Here is a 16,991-nt window from a genome sequence, read left to right on the forward strand (position 1 = left end):
TTTCCCGAAGCATCCTTGCTCCGGGCAACACTTACACGGCCGGAATATTGCGGCCGTAGTAGATTTCGCGCATCTCTTTCCAGAGCAGGTCAGTGATGGCCTTACGCTCTTCTTCGCTCAGATCTTCCGGCTTCGTGTGGAACATGTAGTGCTTAAGGTCGAATTCCTTCAGTAACATCTTGGTATGGAAGATGTTCTCCTGATATACGTTCACGTCCATCATGTCGTACAGCGCCTTCATATCCTCAGACATAAAGTTCTGAATCGAGTTGATCTCGTGGTCAATGAAGTGCTTCATGCCGTTGATATCACGGGTGAAACCGCGCACGCGGTAATCAATGGTGACGATATCGGATTCCAGTTGGTGGATTAAATAGTTCAGCGCGTTCAGCGGGGAGATCACGCCGCAGGTCGACACTTCTATATCGGCGCGGAACGTACACAGCCCACCTTCCGGATGGCTCTCCGGATAGGTATGAACGCAGATATGGCTTTTATCAAGGTGAGCAACAACCACTTCCGGCAGCGGGCCCGGATGTTCGGTTTTGTCGATAAGCTTAGGATCGACGGGTTCTTCGCTCACCAGAATGGTTACGCTGGCACCCTGAGGTTCATAATCCTGTCTGGCGATATTCAGGATGTTTGCCCCGATAATCGAGCAGGTTTCTGACAGGATCTCGGTCAGACGGTTGGCGTTGTAGAGTTCATCGATATAGGCGATGTAACCATCGCGTTCTTCCGCTGTTTTGGCATAGCAGATATCGTAAATACAAAAACTCAGGCTTTTGGTCAGGTTGTTAAAGCCATGTAGTTTAAGCTTTTTCAATTAGCTCACCCCCTTAGTGGATAAGGCGTCCTGAAGATACTGCGGCAGCGCAAACGCTGCGGTATGAACAGCAGGATTGTAGTATCGGCACTGAAGACCAGCCTGATGGAAACGGGCCTGGATAATTTCGGTGGAGAGATGGCGCAGCACGTCGTTATCCGTCGCCCAGGCAAAGGTCATGATCCCGCCGTAGTAGGTCGGAATGGCGGCCTGGTAGAAGCTGACGTCGCCAAAGTAGGTGCTCAGTTTGCGATGGCTATCGAGAGCTTCATCCTGCTGCAGGAAGCAGACGCCATTTTGCGCGACAAAGATCCCTCCAGGATTCAGGCAGCGCTTGCAGCCTTCGTAGAAGGAGGAAGTAAACAGCGACGCGCCTGGGCCGATGGGGTCGGTACAGTCCGAGATAATGACATCAAAGGTCTGCGTGGTCTGATTAACGAAGTTAACCCCGTCGTCAATCACCAGATTAAAACGCGGATCGTCATAGCTACCAGCATTGTGGTTGGGCAGGTACTGACGGCAGAAAGAGACCACGCCCGCATCGATCTCCACCATGGTGATGGTTTCAATAGAGCGATGGCGGGAAACTTCGCGCAGCATAGCCCCGTCACCACCGCCGATAATCAGGACATGCTTCGCATGCCCGTGCGCCAGCAGCGGGACGTGGGTCATCATTTCATGATAGATAAACTCATCTCGCTCGGTCGTTTGCACGACGCCGTCCAGCGCCATGACGCGGCCAAAGGCGGCATTCTCGAAGATGATCAGATCCTGGTGATCGGTTTTCTCATGATAGAGCACGTTATCAACGGCAAAGTACTGACCAAACTGGTCATGCAGTGTTTCATGCCACAACGTGTGGTCGGCCATACGCAGACTCCTCCTTTGTTAACATCCGTTACATTCACAAAAAGTGAGCGAAACATGATAGCTAACTCTCACCGTGGTTGCACGGCTACAGGCTCAACAAGGAGCGTCGGGAAGCTTATTTCACGTAGGCGAGCAGGCTGAGTGAATCGCGAGCCAGCGCTTTGCATTTTTTGGCAGTAGGGATACCAATACCGCTCAGGTCACGGTAGCTGTCTTCACCAAGAGATTTCATGTCGAAGCTGTCGTAATTGCTGAGGTCCCATTGGTTCTGCTGAGCAAAAAAGACCAGCGCGCGGCGAATTTGCCCGTTGGGTAAATTCTGGTAGCCACAATCATTTTTCAGGAATACAAAAACCGCCGTCAGATCGGCCATATCTTCCGCTTCATTTTCACTTAGCGCATAGCTGTTCGCACACATTGCCATCAGGCTGGTGAACAAAATTGTCCTGAAAAACGTCTTCATTGCTTCTACCACTTCTTCACGGAAAAATAACGTTAGCATACTTGGTGCCAGTGCGACGATCTTTATTATTACCGCTTTACTTGACCTTCCGGTAAGGGTGGGTTTATGCTCAAAAGATCGCCGGCTGGAAATAAGGAAATGAACATGCAACGTCGTGATTTTTTAAAATATTCCGTTGCGCTGGGGGTTGCCAGCGCATTACCACTGTGGAGCCGCACAGTTTTCGCGGCTGACAGACCTGCCTTACCCATCCCGGACTTACTGACTGCTGACGCCCGTAGTCGTATCCAGCTTGTTGTTCAGTCCGGTAAAACGGCCTTCGGTGGACACAACGCTACTACGTGGGGTTATAACGGCAATCTGCTTGGTCCGGCGCTTCAGCTACGTAAAGGGAAAGCCGTCACCGTTGATATTCACAACACGCTGGCAGAAGAGACGACGCTACACTGGCACGGGCTGGAGGTGCCGGGCGAGGTCGACGGCGGTCCGCAAGGGATTATTAAAGCGGGCGGTACGCGCAGCGTTACCTTTACGCCTGACCAGCGCGCCGCGACCTGCTGGTTCCACCCCCATCAGCACGGCAAAACGGGCCATCAGGTGGCAATGGGGTTGGCGGGCCTGGTGCTGATTGAAGATGACGAAAGCCGCCTGCTGCGTCTGCCTAAACAGTGGGGGATCGACGATGTACCGGTGATTGTCCAGGACAAAAAATTCACCGCAGACGGTCAGATTGATTATCAACTGGATGTGATGACCGCGGCGGTAGGCTGGTTTGGTGATACTCTGCTGACCAACGGCGCCATTTATCCGCAGCACGCCGCGCCGAAGGGCTGGCTGCGTTTACGTCTGCTTAACGGGTGCAATGCACGCTCCCTGAACTTTGCTACCAGTGATAATCGTCCTCTGTACGTGGTCGCCAGCGACGGCGGATTGCTACCTGAACCGGTGAAAGTGAGCGAGCTCCCAATGCTGATGGGGGAACGTTTTGAAGTGCTGGTGGATATCAGCGACGGCAAAGTGTTTGACCTGGTCACGTTGCCGGTCAGCCAGATGGGTATGGCGGTTGCGCCCTTTGACAAGCCGCACCCGGTGTTGCGGATCCAGCCACTGCAGGTTACAGCATCGGGCACGCTGCAGGATACGCTGACGTCGCTCCCGGCGTTACCTTCCCTTGAAGGTTTAACCCAACGCAAGCTGCAGCTTTCCATGAACCCGATGCTCGATATGATGGGTATGCAGGCGCTGATGGCGAAATATGGCGATCGGGCGATGGCGGGGATGCACCACGGGCAGATGATGGGGCATATGAATATGGACCACGGCAAAATGGGCGGCATGGGCAACATGAATCATGGTGACCATGGTTTTGACTTCCACAACGCCAACATGATCAACGGCCAGGCGTTCGACATGAACACGCCAATGTTTGCTGCCACAAAAGGGCAGTTTGAGCGTTGGGTGATTTCTGGCGAAGGCGACATGATGCTGCATCCGTTCCATATCCACGGTACCCAGTTCCGCATTCTTTCAGAGAACGGCAAAGCGCCTGATGTGCATCGCGCGGGCTGGAAAGATACCGTCAGGGTTGAAGGAGGGGTCAGCGAGGTGCTGGTGAAATTTGACCATGCCGCGCCGAAAGAGTTTGCCTATATGGCGCACTGTCATCTGCTGGAGCATGAAGATACGGGGATGATGTTGGGGTTCACGGTATAAAAAAGCCGGGTGGCGGCGTCGCCTTACCCGGCTTACATCTCGAACCGTAGGCCCGGTAAGCGTAGCGCCACCGGGCCTTTTTAGTTACTTACTTTCATCAGGCAGTGCATACGCGACAATATAGTCGCCCATCTTCGTGCCAAACGAACCGTGACCACCCGCAGAGATGACAACGTACTGCTTGCCATTCACTTCATAGGTCATCGGCGTTGCCTGCCCACCGGCTGGCAGACGGCCTTGCCACAGTTTCTCGCCGTTGGTCATGTTGTACGCGCGCAGGTAGTTATCTGCGGTCGCCGCGATGAACAGGACGTTACCGGCGGTGGAGATTGGGCCACCCAGCATCGGCATACCCATATTGAACGGCACCGGAACTGGCATCGGGAACGGCATGCTGTCCTGTGGCGTACCAATACGTTTTTTCCACACAATCTGGTTAGTTTTCAGGTCCAGACCGGAGATATAACCCCAGGCAGGCTGTTTACACGGCAGACCAAACGGAGACAGGAACGGGTTCAGCGTCACGCCAAACGGCACGCCATACTGCGGCTGAATGCCGGATTCGGTCCCTGTGCCTTTCGCGTCTTTCGGTGGCTCCATTGGGTTACCTGGGCCACGTGGGATCAGACGGGAAACGAACGGCAGCGCCATCGGGTTGGCAATCGCCACCTGACGGTTCGGGTCAACGGAGATCCCGCCCCATTCGAACATCCCCAGGTTACCCGGGAAGACCAGCGTGCCCTGCTCAGAAGGTGGGGTGAAGATACCTTCGTAGCGCAACTGGTGGAACATCACGCGGCACACCAGCTGGTCAAACATGGTGGCACCCCACATGTCTGCACCGCTCAGATCTTTCTTCGGACGGAAGCTCAGGTCAGAGAATGGCTGCGTCTTGCTGACGTAATCGCCCTTTGCCGCACCCTGCGGCACTGGTTTTTCTGGTGCCGGCACAACCAGTTTACCGTTGCTGCGATCCAGTACGAAGATGTTGCCGGTTTTCGCCGGAGCGTAAATCACCGGAACGGTTTTACCGTTAACGGTAATGTCCGCCAGTGTCGGCTGGGATGGCATGTCCATATCCCACAGATCGTGGTGAACGGTCTGGTAGCTCCAGGCCAGCTTACCGGTGGTCGCATTCAGCGCCACGATAGCGCTCGCGTAGCGTTCCTGCTCCGGCGTGCGGTTACCACCCCAGATATCGGGTGTGGTTACACCCATTGGCAGGTAGACCAGGTCCAGCTTCGCGTCATACGCCGCTGGCGCCCAGGAGTTTGGCGAGTTAAAGGTAAAGGTGTGTTCATCTGACGGGATCGCATTGGGATCTTTCGCGCCCGGGTCGAAGGCCCACAGCAGTTTACCGGTGTTCACGTCGAAACCACGGATGACGCCGGAGGTTTCACGCGTGGAGAAGTTATCCGTTACCGAACCAGCAATCACGATGGTTTTATCGGTGATGATCGGCGGAGAGGTTGGCTCATACAGACCCGGCGTGGTGTCCGGCATATTGGTCTGCAGATTAAGGATACCTTTGTTGGCAAAGGTTTCACACAGCTTGCCCGTTTCGGCGTTGATGGCGAACAGGCGGCCATCGTTCACCGGCAGCATAATGCGGCGAGGACAGTCGGCAATGACTTCCGGGCTGGCATTATCGGCACGCGCTTCGTGGTAAGAGACGCCACGGCAGGTGACATGCTGGAACGACGGGTTGGAATTGAGCTGTGGGTCGAAGTGCCATTTCTCTTTACCCGTGGCCGCATCAAGCGCGAACAGACGCTGGTGCGCCGTACACAGATAAAGCATATCGCCCACTTTAATTGGCGTCACTTCGTTGGTCAGTTCGCCCGGATCGTTTGGCATCTTCAGATCGCCAGTACGGAATACCCAGGCTTCTTTCAGGTTTTTAACGTTATCCGCGTTGATCTGCTTCAGCGGGGAGTAGCGTTGACCTTCCTGATTACGACCATACGCAGGCCAGTCACCGTCCGCCACCTGCGAGATAGCCGCAGCAGGCGTGGATTCCGCGTTTAGCGTACCGTTGATCTCCTGCGGGTCGTTAAAACCGGCCCAGGTCAGGATGCCACCGCTGATTAACAGGGCTACCACCAGCGCTGCAACGGCACCACTGGAAGGCACAATCAGGCGACGCCAGACGAAGGGCAGGATCAGCCAGATACCAAAGAAGACCAGAATGTCACTGCGCGGCGTCAGTGCCCAGAAGTCGAACCCGACTTCCCAGACGCCCCAGATCATGGTGGCGAGGAGTAATGCAGCATACAGCCACAGTGCGGATTGTTTTCTACGCAATAGCAGGATGGTTACACCAACCATAACCAAACCTGCAATTGGGTAGTACCAGGAGCCGCCAAGCGCGACCAGCCAGACGCCACCGATTAACAAATACAGCGCGCAGAAAGCTGCGAAGGCCGCTGTTAATGTCACCAGTAGACGCGGCTGTTGAGATTTTGTTTCAGCCATAGAAAAGTACTCGTCAGTTTTGTTAATTATTTGCTAGCAATTAATTATAGGCATTAACAAATGTGATCGGAATCACAATATTTGCTTTTTACAACTCATACGCCAGGGTTATCCATTTGCTGATATAATGGCTGGCTTGCGTATCGATGCCGGAGATTAATTCATCCGCATTGAGAGATTTTCATTAAAATCATATGGTTAGTAATATGAAACATACTGTTGAAGTGATGATCCCGGAAGCCGAGATCAAAGCGCGTATCGCCGAACTGGGTCGTCAAATCACCGAACATTACAAGGACAGCGGCAGCGAAATGGTGCTGGTCGGTCTGTTGCGTGGCTCTTTCATGTTCATGGCAGACCTGTGCCGTGAAGTGCATGTGCCACATGAGGTCGATTTTATGACCGCCTCCAGTTACGGCAGCGGCATGTCCACAACCCGTGATGTGAAAATCCTGAAAGACCTGGATGAAGATATTCGTGGCAAAGATGTGTTGATCGTTGAGGACATCATCGACTCCGGCAACACGCTGTCTAAAGTGCGCGAGATCCTGAGCCTGCGTGAGCCAAAATCGCTGGCGATTTGTACGCTACTGGATAAACCTGACCGCCGTGAAGTGCAGGTGCCGGTAGAGTTCGTGGGTTTCTCGATTCCTGACGAATTCGTCGTCGGTTACGGCATTGACTACGCGCAGCGCTATCGTCATCTGCCGTATGTGGGGAAAGTGGTATTGCTGGACGAGTAATGGTGGGCTGATGCCCTCACCCCGGCCCTCTCCCATAGGGAGAGGGAGAAAATTCCCGGCTTTATTTATGGTTTACATGCTTAAGCTGAAGGTTGGCAATTCCCGAACGGTAACGCTGTTCCAGCGTTTCGCGGTTTGTTGCAGTCACTTCCAGATTGCGCAGCAGGCCATCGTGAATACCGTACGCCCAGCCGTGGACAGAGACCTTCTGCCCGCGTTTCCACGCCGATTGCATAATCGTTGAGTGGCCCAGGTTATAGACCTGCTCCATCACGTTGAGTTCGCAAAGGGTGTCCATGCGACGCTCCTGCGGCATTTCGCCGAGCAGTGAGCTATGTTTGAACCAGATATCGCGGATGTGCAGCAGCCAGTTATCAATGAGCCCCAGTTCCGTGTTTTCAACCGCCGCCTGCACGCCGCCGCAGCCATAGTGACCGCAAATAATGATGTGCTCGACTTCCAGAACGTCAACGGCATACTGAACCACAGAAAGACAGTTGAGGTCGGTATGGATCACCAGGTTGGCGACATTACGGTGAACAAACAGTTCGCCGGGCTCGAGGCCGGTCAGGCGTTCGGCCGGGACGCGGCTGTCGGAACACCCAATCCACAGAAAGCGTGGGTTCTGGGCTTGCGCCAGTTTTCCAAAAAATCCGGGGTCTTCCTCCACCAGCATTTTTGACCATAGTGCATTGTTGCTGATGAGTGTATCTATGTTGTTCATGGAGGTTAGCGACCTGTAACCGAGTTATTGCGTTGCGCTACTATAGGGTAACCCGACTTTTAATGAAACCACACAACGTGTGTAAGAACTGAAGGTAAGTTAAATTCATGGCTATTGCACTGGAGCTTGAGCAGCTTAAAAAAACCTATCCAGGTGGCGTTCAGGCGCTACGCGGGATAGATCTAAAAGTAGAGGCCGGTGATTTTTACGCGCTTCTGGGACCGAACGGCGCGGGGAAATCCACCACTATCGGTATTATCAGCTCGCTGGTTAATAAAACATCCGGTCGGGTCAGCGTCTTTGGTTATGACCTGCAAAAAGACGTGGTGAACGCCAAGCGCCAGCTGGGGCTGGTTCCGCAGGAGTTCAACTTTAACCCCTTTGAAACCGTACAACAGATTGTAGTGAACCAGGCAGGTTACTACGGCGTTGAGCGCAAAGAGGCGCTTGAGCGCAGCGAAAAGTATCTCAAACAGCTCGATTTGTGGGAAAAGCGTAACGAACGTGCGCGGATGTTATCCGGTGGGATGAAGCGCCGTTTGATGATTGCGCGTGCGCTGATGCATGAACCAAAACTGTTGATCCTTGATGAGCCCACCGCTGGTGTGGACATCGAACTTCGCCGCTCAATGTGGGGGTTCCTGAAAGATCTTAACGACAAAGGCACCACCATTATTCTGACAACCCATTACCTCGAAGAAGCCGAAATGCTCTGCCGCAACATCGGTATCATTCAGAATGGCGAGCTGGTGGAAAACACCTCGATGAAAGACCTGCTCTCCAAGCTGAAATCAGAAACCTTTATCCTCGACCTGGCGGCGAAAAGCCCGCTGCCAAAACTGGAAGGGTATCAGTATCGTCTGGTGGATACCTCGACGCTGGAAGTGGAAGTGCTGCGTGAGCAGGGGATTAACAGCGTGTTCTCTCAGCTAAGCGCACAGGGCGTTCAGGTCTTAAGTATGCGTAACAAAGCGAACCGACTGGAAGAGCTGTTTGTCTCTCTGGTGCAGGATAAACAAGGAGACAAGGCATGACGCATCTTTACTGGGTCGCGCTGAAAAGTATCTGGGCGAAAGAGATTAACCGCTTTATGCGCATCTGGGTGCAAACCCTGGTGCCGCCGGTGATCACCATGACGCTCTATTTCATCATCTTCGGCAACCTGATTGGCTCCCGGATTGGTGAGATGCACGGTTTTACCTATATGCAGTTTATCGTGCCGGGTCTGATCATGATGGCGGTGATCACTAACGCCTATGCCAACGTGGCGTCGTCATTCTTTAGCGCCAAGTTCCAGCGTAATATTGAAGAGCTGCTGGTCGCGCCTGTGCCAACGCACGTCATTATCGCCGGTTATGTCGGTGGTGGCGTGGCGCGTGGCCTCTGTGTGGGGATTCTGGTCACGGCGATCTCGCTGTTCTTTGTGCCGTTCCAGGTGCATTCCTGGCTGTTTGTCGCGCTGACGTTATTGCTGACGGCAATCTTGTTCTCGCTGGCTGGCCTGCTGAATGCAGTCTTCGCCAAAACGTTTGACGACATCAGCCTGATCCCGACCTTTGTGCTGACGCCACTGACTTATCTGGGTGGGGTATTCTACTCCCTCACGCTGCTGCCTCCGTTCTGGCAGGCACTGTCGCACCTGAACCCGATTGTGTACATGATCAGCGGCTTCCGCTTTGGCTTCCTTGGCATTACCGATGTGCCGCTGTTTACCACGGTGGCGGTGCTGGTGGTGTTTATCCTCTTCTTCTATCTGCTGTGCTGGTATTTGATCCAGCGCGGGCGCGGTCTTCGCAGCTAACCGTCTGCCCGGCGACATTCTGTTTGCCGGGCACTTTCTTTGACAGTTATCACCCAAAGCGAACCTTCACTCCGCTAAACTACTTGCCTGCTAAGGAGAGAGTTATGTTGGGATGGGTGATTACCTGCCACGATGAACGGGCGCAGGACATGCTGGATAAGCTTGAAGCCAAATTTGGCCCGCTGGCGCAATGCCGGGCGGTAAATTACTGGCGTGGGTTGAGCACCAACATGCTCAGCCGCATGATGTGCGATGCCCTGCATGAAACCGATACCGGTGATGGCGTGATTTTTTTGACCGATAAATCGGGCGCGGCGCCTTACCGCGCAGCCGCATTGCTGAGCCATAAGCATGATTGCTGTGAGGTGATCTCGGGCATCAGCCTTCCATTACTGAAAATGATGTATCCGCAGCGTGAAACGTTAACCAGTGCCGGCTTCCGTGACGCTATTGTGGAGCAGGGCGCGCCGGACGTCAGCAGCTTGTGGCATCAGCAGCAAAAAAATCCTCCTTTCGTCCTGCTTCATGACCTGTATAAGAATTAAACGTTGGTATTGATGTCGCTTTTGCTACAATGGCATAAGTATTTCCGCTTCGAATAAGACCCTCATGTTCACGCGTATTGTTTTCCTGCTATTGATGTTCGTGTCTGGCATTTCTTCTGCCAGTTTACTCAGTCAGCAAAGTCTGCCTGCTCAATATATGCAAACCACCGAAGATGCGGCGATCTGGGCGCAGGTGGGGAACAGCGTCATTAATGTTGGCAACGTGCGGGCGGGGCAGATCCTGGCCGTCGTGCCTGCGGCGGCGGATTACTACGAATTTCGCTTCGGTTTTGGCACGGGCTTTATCGACAAGGGGCACCTTGAGCCGGTTCAGGGGAAACAGCGCGTCGAGGACAGCCTTGGCGATTTGAATAAACCGCTGAGCAATCAGAACCTCATTACCTGGAAAGACACGCCGATCTATAACGCACCCTCCAGCGGTAGCGCGCCGTTCGGGACGTTAAGCGCCAATCTTCGCTACCCTATACTGAACAAGCTTAAGGACCGTCTGAACCAGACCTGGTTCCAGATCCGCATCGGCAACCGTCTGGCATGGGTCAGCAGCCTGGATGCACAGGAAGACAACGGTATTCCGGTTATTACTTACCACCATATTTTGCGTGATGAAGAGAACACTCGTTTCCGTCATACCTCCACAACCACCAGCGTGCGGGCCTTTAACAACCAGATGACCTGGCTTCGCGACCAGGGCTACACCACCCTGACCATGTACCAGCTGGAAGGGTACGTACGAAATAAAATGAACCTACCCGCAAAGGCCGTGGTGATCACCTTCGATGACGGGCTGAAGTCCGTGAACCGCTATGCTTACCCGATCCTGAAAGAGTATGGTTTTAAGGCGACGGCGTTTATTATTTCCTCGCGCATCAAGCGGCATCCGCAAAAATGGGCACCAAAATTCCTGCAGTTTATGAGCGTGTCGGAGCTGGAGCAGATGCATGACGTGTTCGACTATCAGTCTCACACGCATTTTCTGCACCGCGTTGACGTCAATCATCAGCCCATTTTACTGAGCCGCAGCTACCACAATATTTTGTTTGATTTTAAGCGCTCACGACGGGACCTGGCGCAGTTTAACCCGCACGTGCTTTACCTCTCATATCCGTTTGGTGGCTACGACGAGAAGGCGATAAAAGCGGCGAACGATGCAGGGTTCCACCTGGCAGTGACGACGGTAAGGGGAAAGGTGAAACCGGGAGATAATCCGTTCTTACTGAAACGCCTGTATATCTTAAGAACGGATTCGCTGGAGACGATGTCGCGGCTGATCAGTAATCAGCCGCAGGGGTGATGCACTTATTCGTAAGTAATACTGAAGGTGGCCGCCGTCTTGAAATCGCCCGATTTTACCGCACTACCATCCGGTACAACTTGTGCGGAATAGTTGTAGCTGGTATTAGCCCCCCATTGATTACGAATATCGCTAACGCTGACTGAGCCATCGGGTTTCATCTGCACATCGTGATCGGTATTCATGATCTTCACGGCAACGCCTGATGCGCTTCCAGCACTTTTAGCAAGCAGACCCGAAACCGAAGACGGGTATCCGCTAACCATTTTGACCGTCAGTCTTGTCGCGTAGCAGTTCTGTGTACTGAAGCTAAAAGGCACCGCTTGTGTACTGTTTTTCTTAATATCGCTGACAAAATAGTCGCCCAGGCTGACGTTGTTCGAGCCGCCCTGCAGCTGTATAGAGCAGGTCAGATCGGGAATGTAGAAGTTCAGGGTGCTGTCTGTCACCGTAAAGGTAATGACAGGTTGCCCCGCAGGACCGATCCTGAACTGACCAATGGTTCCTGCTATTGAATGGCCCGTTGAAACGCCTTTTTCTGGGTGAAAATCAGGTGTTCTGAAATAATCTAAACGTAAACTCCAGCCAGTATCGGCACTCTCCCATGTAAACCCACTCTGTGAAGGATATACATTCTCGTTACCACCTCCTGCGGGGTAGAGTAGTTGAACGTTGTCGTGATTCGAACCACAGCCACTTTGTTCGGCGCACCATAATGTTGCGCTATACACAATACCAGGCACGCTTGTTTTAAAGAGTGCTTGACCGCTAGGCCCAACATATTTTGTATCAAGCAGACTGCTGTCAGTTATCACATGGACGGAGTTATCCCAGGGTGATGCACTTTTACATCCAATAGGATTGCTGCCGCGAAAAGGAATCGTATAATCATAGGTTCCAGTTGTACCTTCAACTTGGCTGACTGGGCCATCATAGATACTAGCATTTAAATTTCGAGTGATCGGATCGTTTGGAACGGTGTAAATACCAGCGGCGCTGGAGTTAATATAACAACTCTGATCCGCCAGTGTCGGTTTTATGATAAAAAGCGATAGCAACCCTGCCAGCGCGAGTATTATTTTCTTCATTACATTTCCTTGTAATTTATTCATAAATGACGTTAACCAGAACGTTGCTGGTAATTCTGCCAGCGGTAATTGCTGCTGTGTTCTGATAACGAGCATAGAAATCGTAATCTGTCAGATAAGCAAAGTTCTTTTGCTGCGAGGTGACATCGTAAACCACATCAGAACTGCCATCTGGTTTTAAAACGTTCTGATGAAAGGTGTCTGAAAAAATGACAAGACCGACATTTTTGGCTCCGTCACCTTCCAGCTCTTTATCGTTAGCAAATACCTGCTTATTGCCCACTGCCAGAGATCCCGATTGCGGTGTAAAGCTGAAATGTAATTTGCTTGCCACACCACTAGCTATATCATCACAATCAGTCACTTGTACAGAAAACCGCGTTCCGCCTGCATCCTGGGCTGCATTGTATTTATTACTGCCATCGGTATTGAAAAACCAGCTGCGGGCAACCACCGGCAATTGAACCTGGCCGCCGTTCGAGACGTTTATTTTACAGGTATTGGCAACAATATTGGCCCTGATATTAACGTCCATCCATGCCCCATCCGCATGGGATGAGGCTGGGATCAGCAAACCTGAAATAACGGCCAGCAGCAGCCTGTATTTTTTTATAAATAACGGTGTATTTCGCATCGTCAAGCTACCGCCTGTTCTTTATGCTTATTGATAGGTGACCAGAAACGTAACAGGTGAAGTAACCGACCCTGTAGTGACGTCAGCAACGGTCTTACCGTCAGCAACCACAACGCGTGAACTCAAATTATACGTTGCTGTACCTGACGAAATAGTCACGGTTTCGGTTTGTGGTGATTTACAGCTCAGTTGGGTACCTGTCGCTGAATCCCCATTCCACAGTTCAAATGCCGTATTGTTATTTGCACCAAAATTCAGGCTGGAGGCGGAGGAACAGCTGCCACCTGCGCCAGTGGTTGCTCTGATGGCTGCTGATGACACACCAGCACATCCGGTGAAGGCAATTTTGAACGCTTCTTCACGGGTTTTATTGGCCAGATCGGATTTGAAGACATCACCGAAATTTATTTGAGATACTGGTGAGCCAGAAGCATTCTGCACCTGAGCGCTACAGGTCCCCGCTTCAATGGTGGTGTTGAAGGTTGCTGAAACACTGCTCGTCCCGGTAATGGTCGCAGAGGCGGCTGTGGATACGAATCCCAGCACAGAGAGGGCAAAGATCGTAGGTTTAAATTCCATTATAGTTTCTCCGTTTTCTGTCTGGTTATTCGTAATAGAAGTTAAACGTGGCGACGGCGCTGAACGTACCCGTCGTTGCACTGCCTGCCTGGGTTTCTACCAGTTTGGCGGTTAAAGGTACTTCTTTTGCCGTGATTTCACCCGGGGTCCAGACAATACGTTTGCTGTCATCTGTCGAGTTGATCTCAAAAGGCGTTGTCGGTGCTGAACTACGCGCAATAGACACCCCAACATAGCTGGCTCCACCAGACGTCTCACTGTTAGCAATGGCCGTCTTCACTGTTGATGCTGAACCGCTTACGGTTGTTTTCAGTGAAGAGAGACTGGATGGACACTCTGTCAGCACCAGTTTGAAATCGGTTGTCGCTGTACCTGCCGCAATCGTATCAATACGGGTTTTCGCGTTGGTTCCGAGCGTAATGGTGTTGTTTTTACCATTGCCTGTTCCGCCACTGATGGCCATATCACAGGTGGTTTCCCGAATGTTGGCAGTGAAGGTAACATCGAGATTATCCGCAGCCCGGGCATAGCCACAGGTAACAGACAAAAGCGTTGCTGCATAAATGCAGCGAACGAAATGATTCAACGTGAACGTCATGAGTGAAAACTCCCTGTTATATATGAATTACATCCGGCAGAGTTGATGGGTTAAAAGCGTGGTCAGACCCGCTTTCTGTGCATCGGGTTGAATCTGATAATGCACATTACAGGCACTTTGCTGCCCGTTTCCCCAGACAACCCTGAGCGTGCCTTTGTCTTCGATACCGCGAACATAGGCTTGTCCAGCCTGGCCCACGCTGCCGACAATCTCTCCTTTCTCGTTCAGCACGTCGGCGCCGAGAGGGATGAAGCCGTTATCAGAACGCTGGAGTTCAAGTACTGCCGAACGACCTTCGTCGGTTTCGAAATTGACCAGCACCACGGCGCCGCTACGCGGTACGGCAACCGTACTGGTATTTTTCACTTCAACGTCGGCACTCATGGTGCTGGTGTCGAGGCCGATACGGTTTTCGCGGTAGGCGGAAAGATAGGGCATGATGGCGTAGCCGGAATTGCCGATTTCACCGTCACCGTTATTCAGACGTGCCCCTTTTGCTCCACTGGCTTTAATCAGTGCCAGCGAGTCGGTATCACTGATGCTGCCCGGTGCCAGCGTGATCCCTCCGGAATGCAGCAGCATGCCGCCGCTGTAGCTGGCAGAATATTGTTGCTGGTTGTCATCGCTCGCTGAGGCAGAAAGGCTTAGCGGACCATAAGGGCTGTTATAACTGCCGTAGCCGCTGATCTGATTGAGCGTACTCTCATCCGTGCGGCTATTGCTGCTCGTCACGCTGTAGTTGAAGCGGTTGTCCTCGGTATTGCCGTTTGCGGTGGTATTGAGACTCGTACTGCCTTTGAAATCAGAGTTCAGACCCACGTTAACGCTGTTGAAACCGGCAGGGCGTTTACCCGTACCAAACAGCGCATCGAACGGCAGGCTGACGTTGAGGTAAACGCTGTCTTCCTGTTCACCAAATTCATCATAAGTACGCTGCAAGGAGACGCTGTAACTGCCATAGGTAAAGGCGTTGCTATAACCCACGGTATAGTTAGAGCTTGAACGGCTGCCATCCCAGTAATCCTGCCAGCTACCGTTGACGTACATCGAGCCATAATCCACTTTGCCACTGCGTAGCGGCTGGCTGATGTTGACCTGGATTTGGTTTTTCATACGCTGGAAGGTGTTATACACATCCTGGCTGCCACTGCCCGGTTTCAGCGCCCGATCGCGATACTTCACGCGATCGGCCAGAGATGCCGCATCGTGCAGGCTGAGGTAGTCCTCTGTGGAGAAGCGGTAGGCTGCCACGTTTAATGAAGTGTCCGTTGCGGAGAGCATCTTACTGAAGGAGAGTCGATAGCTCTGGCCTGTCAGCGTGCGAAGTCCGTCGATATCCGCGCTGGAGTGGGTCACATCCAGTGCGAATGCACCGATCTCTGTATTCATGGCAAGACCCGCGAGACCCGCGTAAAAACCGGTGTCCATATATTGCAGGCCGGTATACCCGGTGAAGGTATTGTTCAGCCCATAATAGAGGGTGGCATAAGCCACTTTCGGTGAATCATGCAGTGAATCGTCATGTAACTCGCCAGCCCCAACATCCCAGCGTGCGAAGCCCGGACGTAACATTTGAGTCACGGATGAATACGGAACCGAGAAGGAGCGCTTGCTGCCATCGGCTTCCTCGATAGTCACCAGCAGGTCGTTGCCGTAGCCTGTGGTGCTGAGATCGGAAATCTCAAATGCACCCGGTGGCACGGTTGTTTCATAAATCTTGTTCCCGCTTTGTGTTACAGAGACACGGGCGTTGCTGTTAGCAACACCGCGGATGACAGGCGCATAGCTGGAAAGCCCGTTCGGCAGCATACGATCGTCATTATAAAGACGTAAACCGCGCAGGCCGATCGAGTCAAATGCGTCACCACGCGTGTAAGAGTCGCCAATCAACATCTGAGCTTTAAGCGGCGTGATATCTCTCTGCAGATAAATATCCTGGTTTGAGTAATCGCTGCCGTTTTTTTCATTCCAGTTCAGACTCCCGCGCGAACGGAAACGCCACGGGCCTAAATTGGCACCGTAACGTAAGCCTGCATAGGCGCTGTCACTGTTGCTGCCCGTACCTTCACTGTGCCAGGCGTTGAGGTCGTAGGACGCCATTGCGACAGGAATACCTTCTTCCCAGAGTGAAGGGTCGACATATCCCTGAGGGAGTTTAAGCACATACAGCTGGGGAACGGTCAAATCCAGTTCTTGTGTCGACGTGTTGAAATTAGCCGTTGCACCAGGGAAGGCTTTTGCAATATCAATACACGCTGCCGCATCGCTCGAATCATTTTTTTCGATCGATTCAGTATTAATACCGATCTGCTTAAGCAGGGTTAGCGTCATACACGGCGTAGCACGCGGTGTGCCGTTATCTTTAAACTCGACTTCGGTAGTTATTTTTGCTTTGCCATTAACATTTATTTTGGTCTGATATTTCCCCGGTAAAATAGGGTTACCTTGCGAAAAACGACCCACGTCGATTTTATTACCCGTGTTAAATAAAAACTGGTCGTTAAACTCGACATCATCCGCTGCGGAATTGACAGTGGATTTAATATCATCCGCGATAGCATTCAGAGGTATTGCCGCACTAATAGAAAGGCACAGAAATGAACGTCGAAAAAACATTATT

The 16,991-nt window shown here is 52.3% G+C and carries 16 protein-coding genes; 6 read left to right on the top strand and 10 right to left on the bottom strand.

The features are described 5' to 3' along the window. Positions 1 to 31: 31 nt before the first annotated feature. The 3 genes from speD to AAHF05_RS03765 form a co-directional block, all read right to left on the bottom strand. On the bottom strand, positions 32 to 826 hold the full coding sequence (gene speD, locus AAHF05_RS03755) for an adenosylmethionine decarboxylase (RefSeq protein WP_028016711.1): 795 nt from the start codon (positions 824 to 826) through the stop codon (positions 32 to 34). Then, positions 827 to 1,696 (bottom strand): polyamine aminopropyltransferase, encoded by an 870-nt coding sequence (speE, locus tag AAHF05_RS03760; protein WP_028016712.1) that lies wholly within the window; start codon positions 1,694 to 1,696, stop codon positions 827 to 829. It lies immediately after the preceding gene. Between the two features lie 115 nt (positions 1,697 to 1,811). After that, entirely contained in the window at positions 1,812 to 2,159 is a 348-nt protein-coding gene (locus AAHF05_RS03765; protein ID WP_028016713.1) for a YacC family pilotin-like protein, read from the bottom strand. 144 nt (positions 2,160 to 2,303) lie between these two features. On the opposite strand from AAHF05_RS03765, the gene cueO reads away from it, so the two are divergent. Then, positions 2,304 to 3,872, top strand: a complete 1,569-nt coding sequence (gene cueO / locus AAHF05_RS03770; RefSeq protein WP_108089579.1) for a multicopper oxidase CueO — start codon at positions 2,304 to 2,306, stop codon at positions 3,870 to 3,872. An 84-nt stretch (positions 3,873 to 3,956) separates the two neighbouring features. Here the strand turns inward: cueO and AAHF05_RS03775 are convergent, their stop codons facing one another. Beyond that, the gene (locus tag AAHF05_RS03775; RefSeq protein WP_108089580.1) at positions 3,957 to 6,347 is read right to left on the bottom strand and encodes a glucose/quinate/shikimate family membrane-bound PQQ-dependent dehydrogenase; all 2,391 of its coding nucleotides are present in this window, start codon (positions 6,345 to 6,347) and stop codon (positions 3,957 to 3,959) included. A gap of 206 nt (positions 6,348 to 6,553) precedes the next feature. Here AAHF05_RS03775 and hpt point away from each other — a divergent pair, with 206 nt between their 5' ends. Further along, positions 6,554 to 7,090, top strand: a complete 537-nt coding sequence (hpt, locus tag AAHF05_RS03780; RefSeq protein WP_008501948.1) for a hypoxanthine phosphoribosyltransferase — start codon at positions 6,554 to 6,556, stop codon at positions 7,088 to 7,090. 61 nt (positions 7,091 to 7,151) lie between these two features. On the opposite strand, the gene can is transcribed toward hpt, so the two are convergent. Continuing rightward, on the bottom strand, positions 7,152 to 7,814 hold the full coding sequence (gene can, locus AAHF05_RS03785) for a carbonate dehydratase (protein ID WP_028016716.1): 663 nt from the start codon (positions 7,812 to 7,814) through the stop codon (positions 7,152 to 7,154). 107 nt (positions 7,815 to 7,921) lie between these two features. Between can and AAHF05_RS03790 the strand changes: the two genes are divergently transcribed. The 4 genes from AAHF05_RS03790 (at position 7,922) to AAHF05_RS03805 (ending at position 11,472) form a co-directional block, all read left to right on the top strand. Further along, on the top strand, positions 7,922 to 8,848 hold the full coding sequence (locus tag AAHF05_RS03790; protein ID WP_028016717.1) for an ABC transporter ATP-binding protein: 927 nt from the start codon (positions 7,922 to 7,924) through the stop codon (positions 8,846 to 8,848). Then, the gene (locus tag AAHF05_RS03795) at positions 8,845 to 9,615 is read left to right on the top strand and encodes an ABC transporter permease (RefSeq protein WP_028016718.1); all 771 of its coding nucleotides are present in this window, start codon (positions 8,845 to 8,847) and stop codon (positions 9,613 to 9,615) included. Before AAHF05_RS03790 ends, AAHF05_RS03795 begins: the two co-directional genes overlap by 4 nt. A 104-nt stretch (positions 9,616 to 9,719) precedes the next feature. Further along, positions 9,720 to 10,160, top strand: a complete 441-nt coding sequence (locus AAHF05_RS03800) for a PTS sugar transporter subunit IIA (RefSeq protein ID WP_108089581.1) — start codon at positions 9,720 to 9,722, stop codon at positions 10,158 to 10,160. A gap of 64 nt (positions 10,161 to 10,224) precedes the next feature. Further along, positions 10,225 to 11,472, top strand: coding sequence for a polysaccharide deacetylase family protein (locus AAHF05_RS03805; protein WP_108089582.1), 1,248 nt, complete (start codon positions 10,225 to 10,227; stop codon positions 11,470 to 11,472). Between the two features lie 5 nt (positions 11,473 to 11,477). Here the strand turns inward: AAHF05_RS03805 and AAHF05_RS03810 are convergent, their stop codons facing one another. Genes AAHF05_RS03810 through AAHF05_RS03830 form a run of 5 tightly spaced genes read right to left on the bottom strand, consistent with a single transcriptional unit; the run spans position 11,478 to position 16,987 of the window. Continuing rightward, on the bottom strand, positions 11,478 to 12,560 hold the full coding sequence (locus AAHF05_RS03810; protein WP_164989103.1) for a fimbrial protein: 1,083 nt from the start codon (positions 12,558 to 12,560) through the stop codon (positions 11,478 to 11,480). Between the two features lie 16 nt (positions 12,561 to 12,576). Beyond that, complete coding sequence (locus AAHF05_RS03815) at positions 12,577 to 13,194, bottom strand: fimbrial-like protein (RefSeq protein ID WP_129323916.1); 618 nt, start codon at positions 13,192 to 13,194, stop codon at positions 12,577 to 12,579. Between the two features lie 27 nt (positions 13,195 to 13,221). Beyond that, positions 13,222 to 13,773: a fimbrial protein gene (locus AAHF05_RS03820; RefSeq protein ID WP_129323915.1), complete on the bottom strand. Its 552-nt coding sequence runs from the start codon at positions 13,771 to 13,773 to the stop codon at positions 13,222 to 13,224. 25 nt (positions 13,774 to 13,798) lie between these two features. Then, complete coding sequence (locus tag AAHF05_RS03825; RefSeq protein WP_129323914.1) at positions 13,799 to 14,371, bottom strand: fimbrial protein; 573 nt, start codon at positions 14,369 to 14,371, stop codon at positions 13,799 to 13,801. A gap of 27 nt (positions 14,372 to 14,398) precedes the next feature. After that, positions 14,399 to 16,987, bottom strand: coding sequence for an outer membrane usher protein (locus tag AAHF05_RS03830; RefSeq protein ID WP_129323913.1), 2,589 nt, complete (start codon positions 16,985 to 16,987; stop codon positions 14,399 to 14,401). Positions 16,988 to 16,991 lie beyond the last annotated feature (4 nt).

The sequence above is a fragment of the Enterobacter adelaidei genome (assembly GCF_041937165.1).
GTDB classification, from domain to species: Bacteria; Pseudomonadota; Gammaproteobacteria; order Enterobacterales; family Enterobacteriaceae; genus Enterobacter; species Enterobacter adelaidei.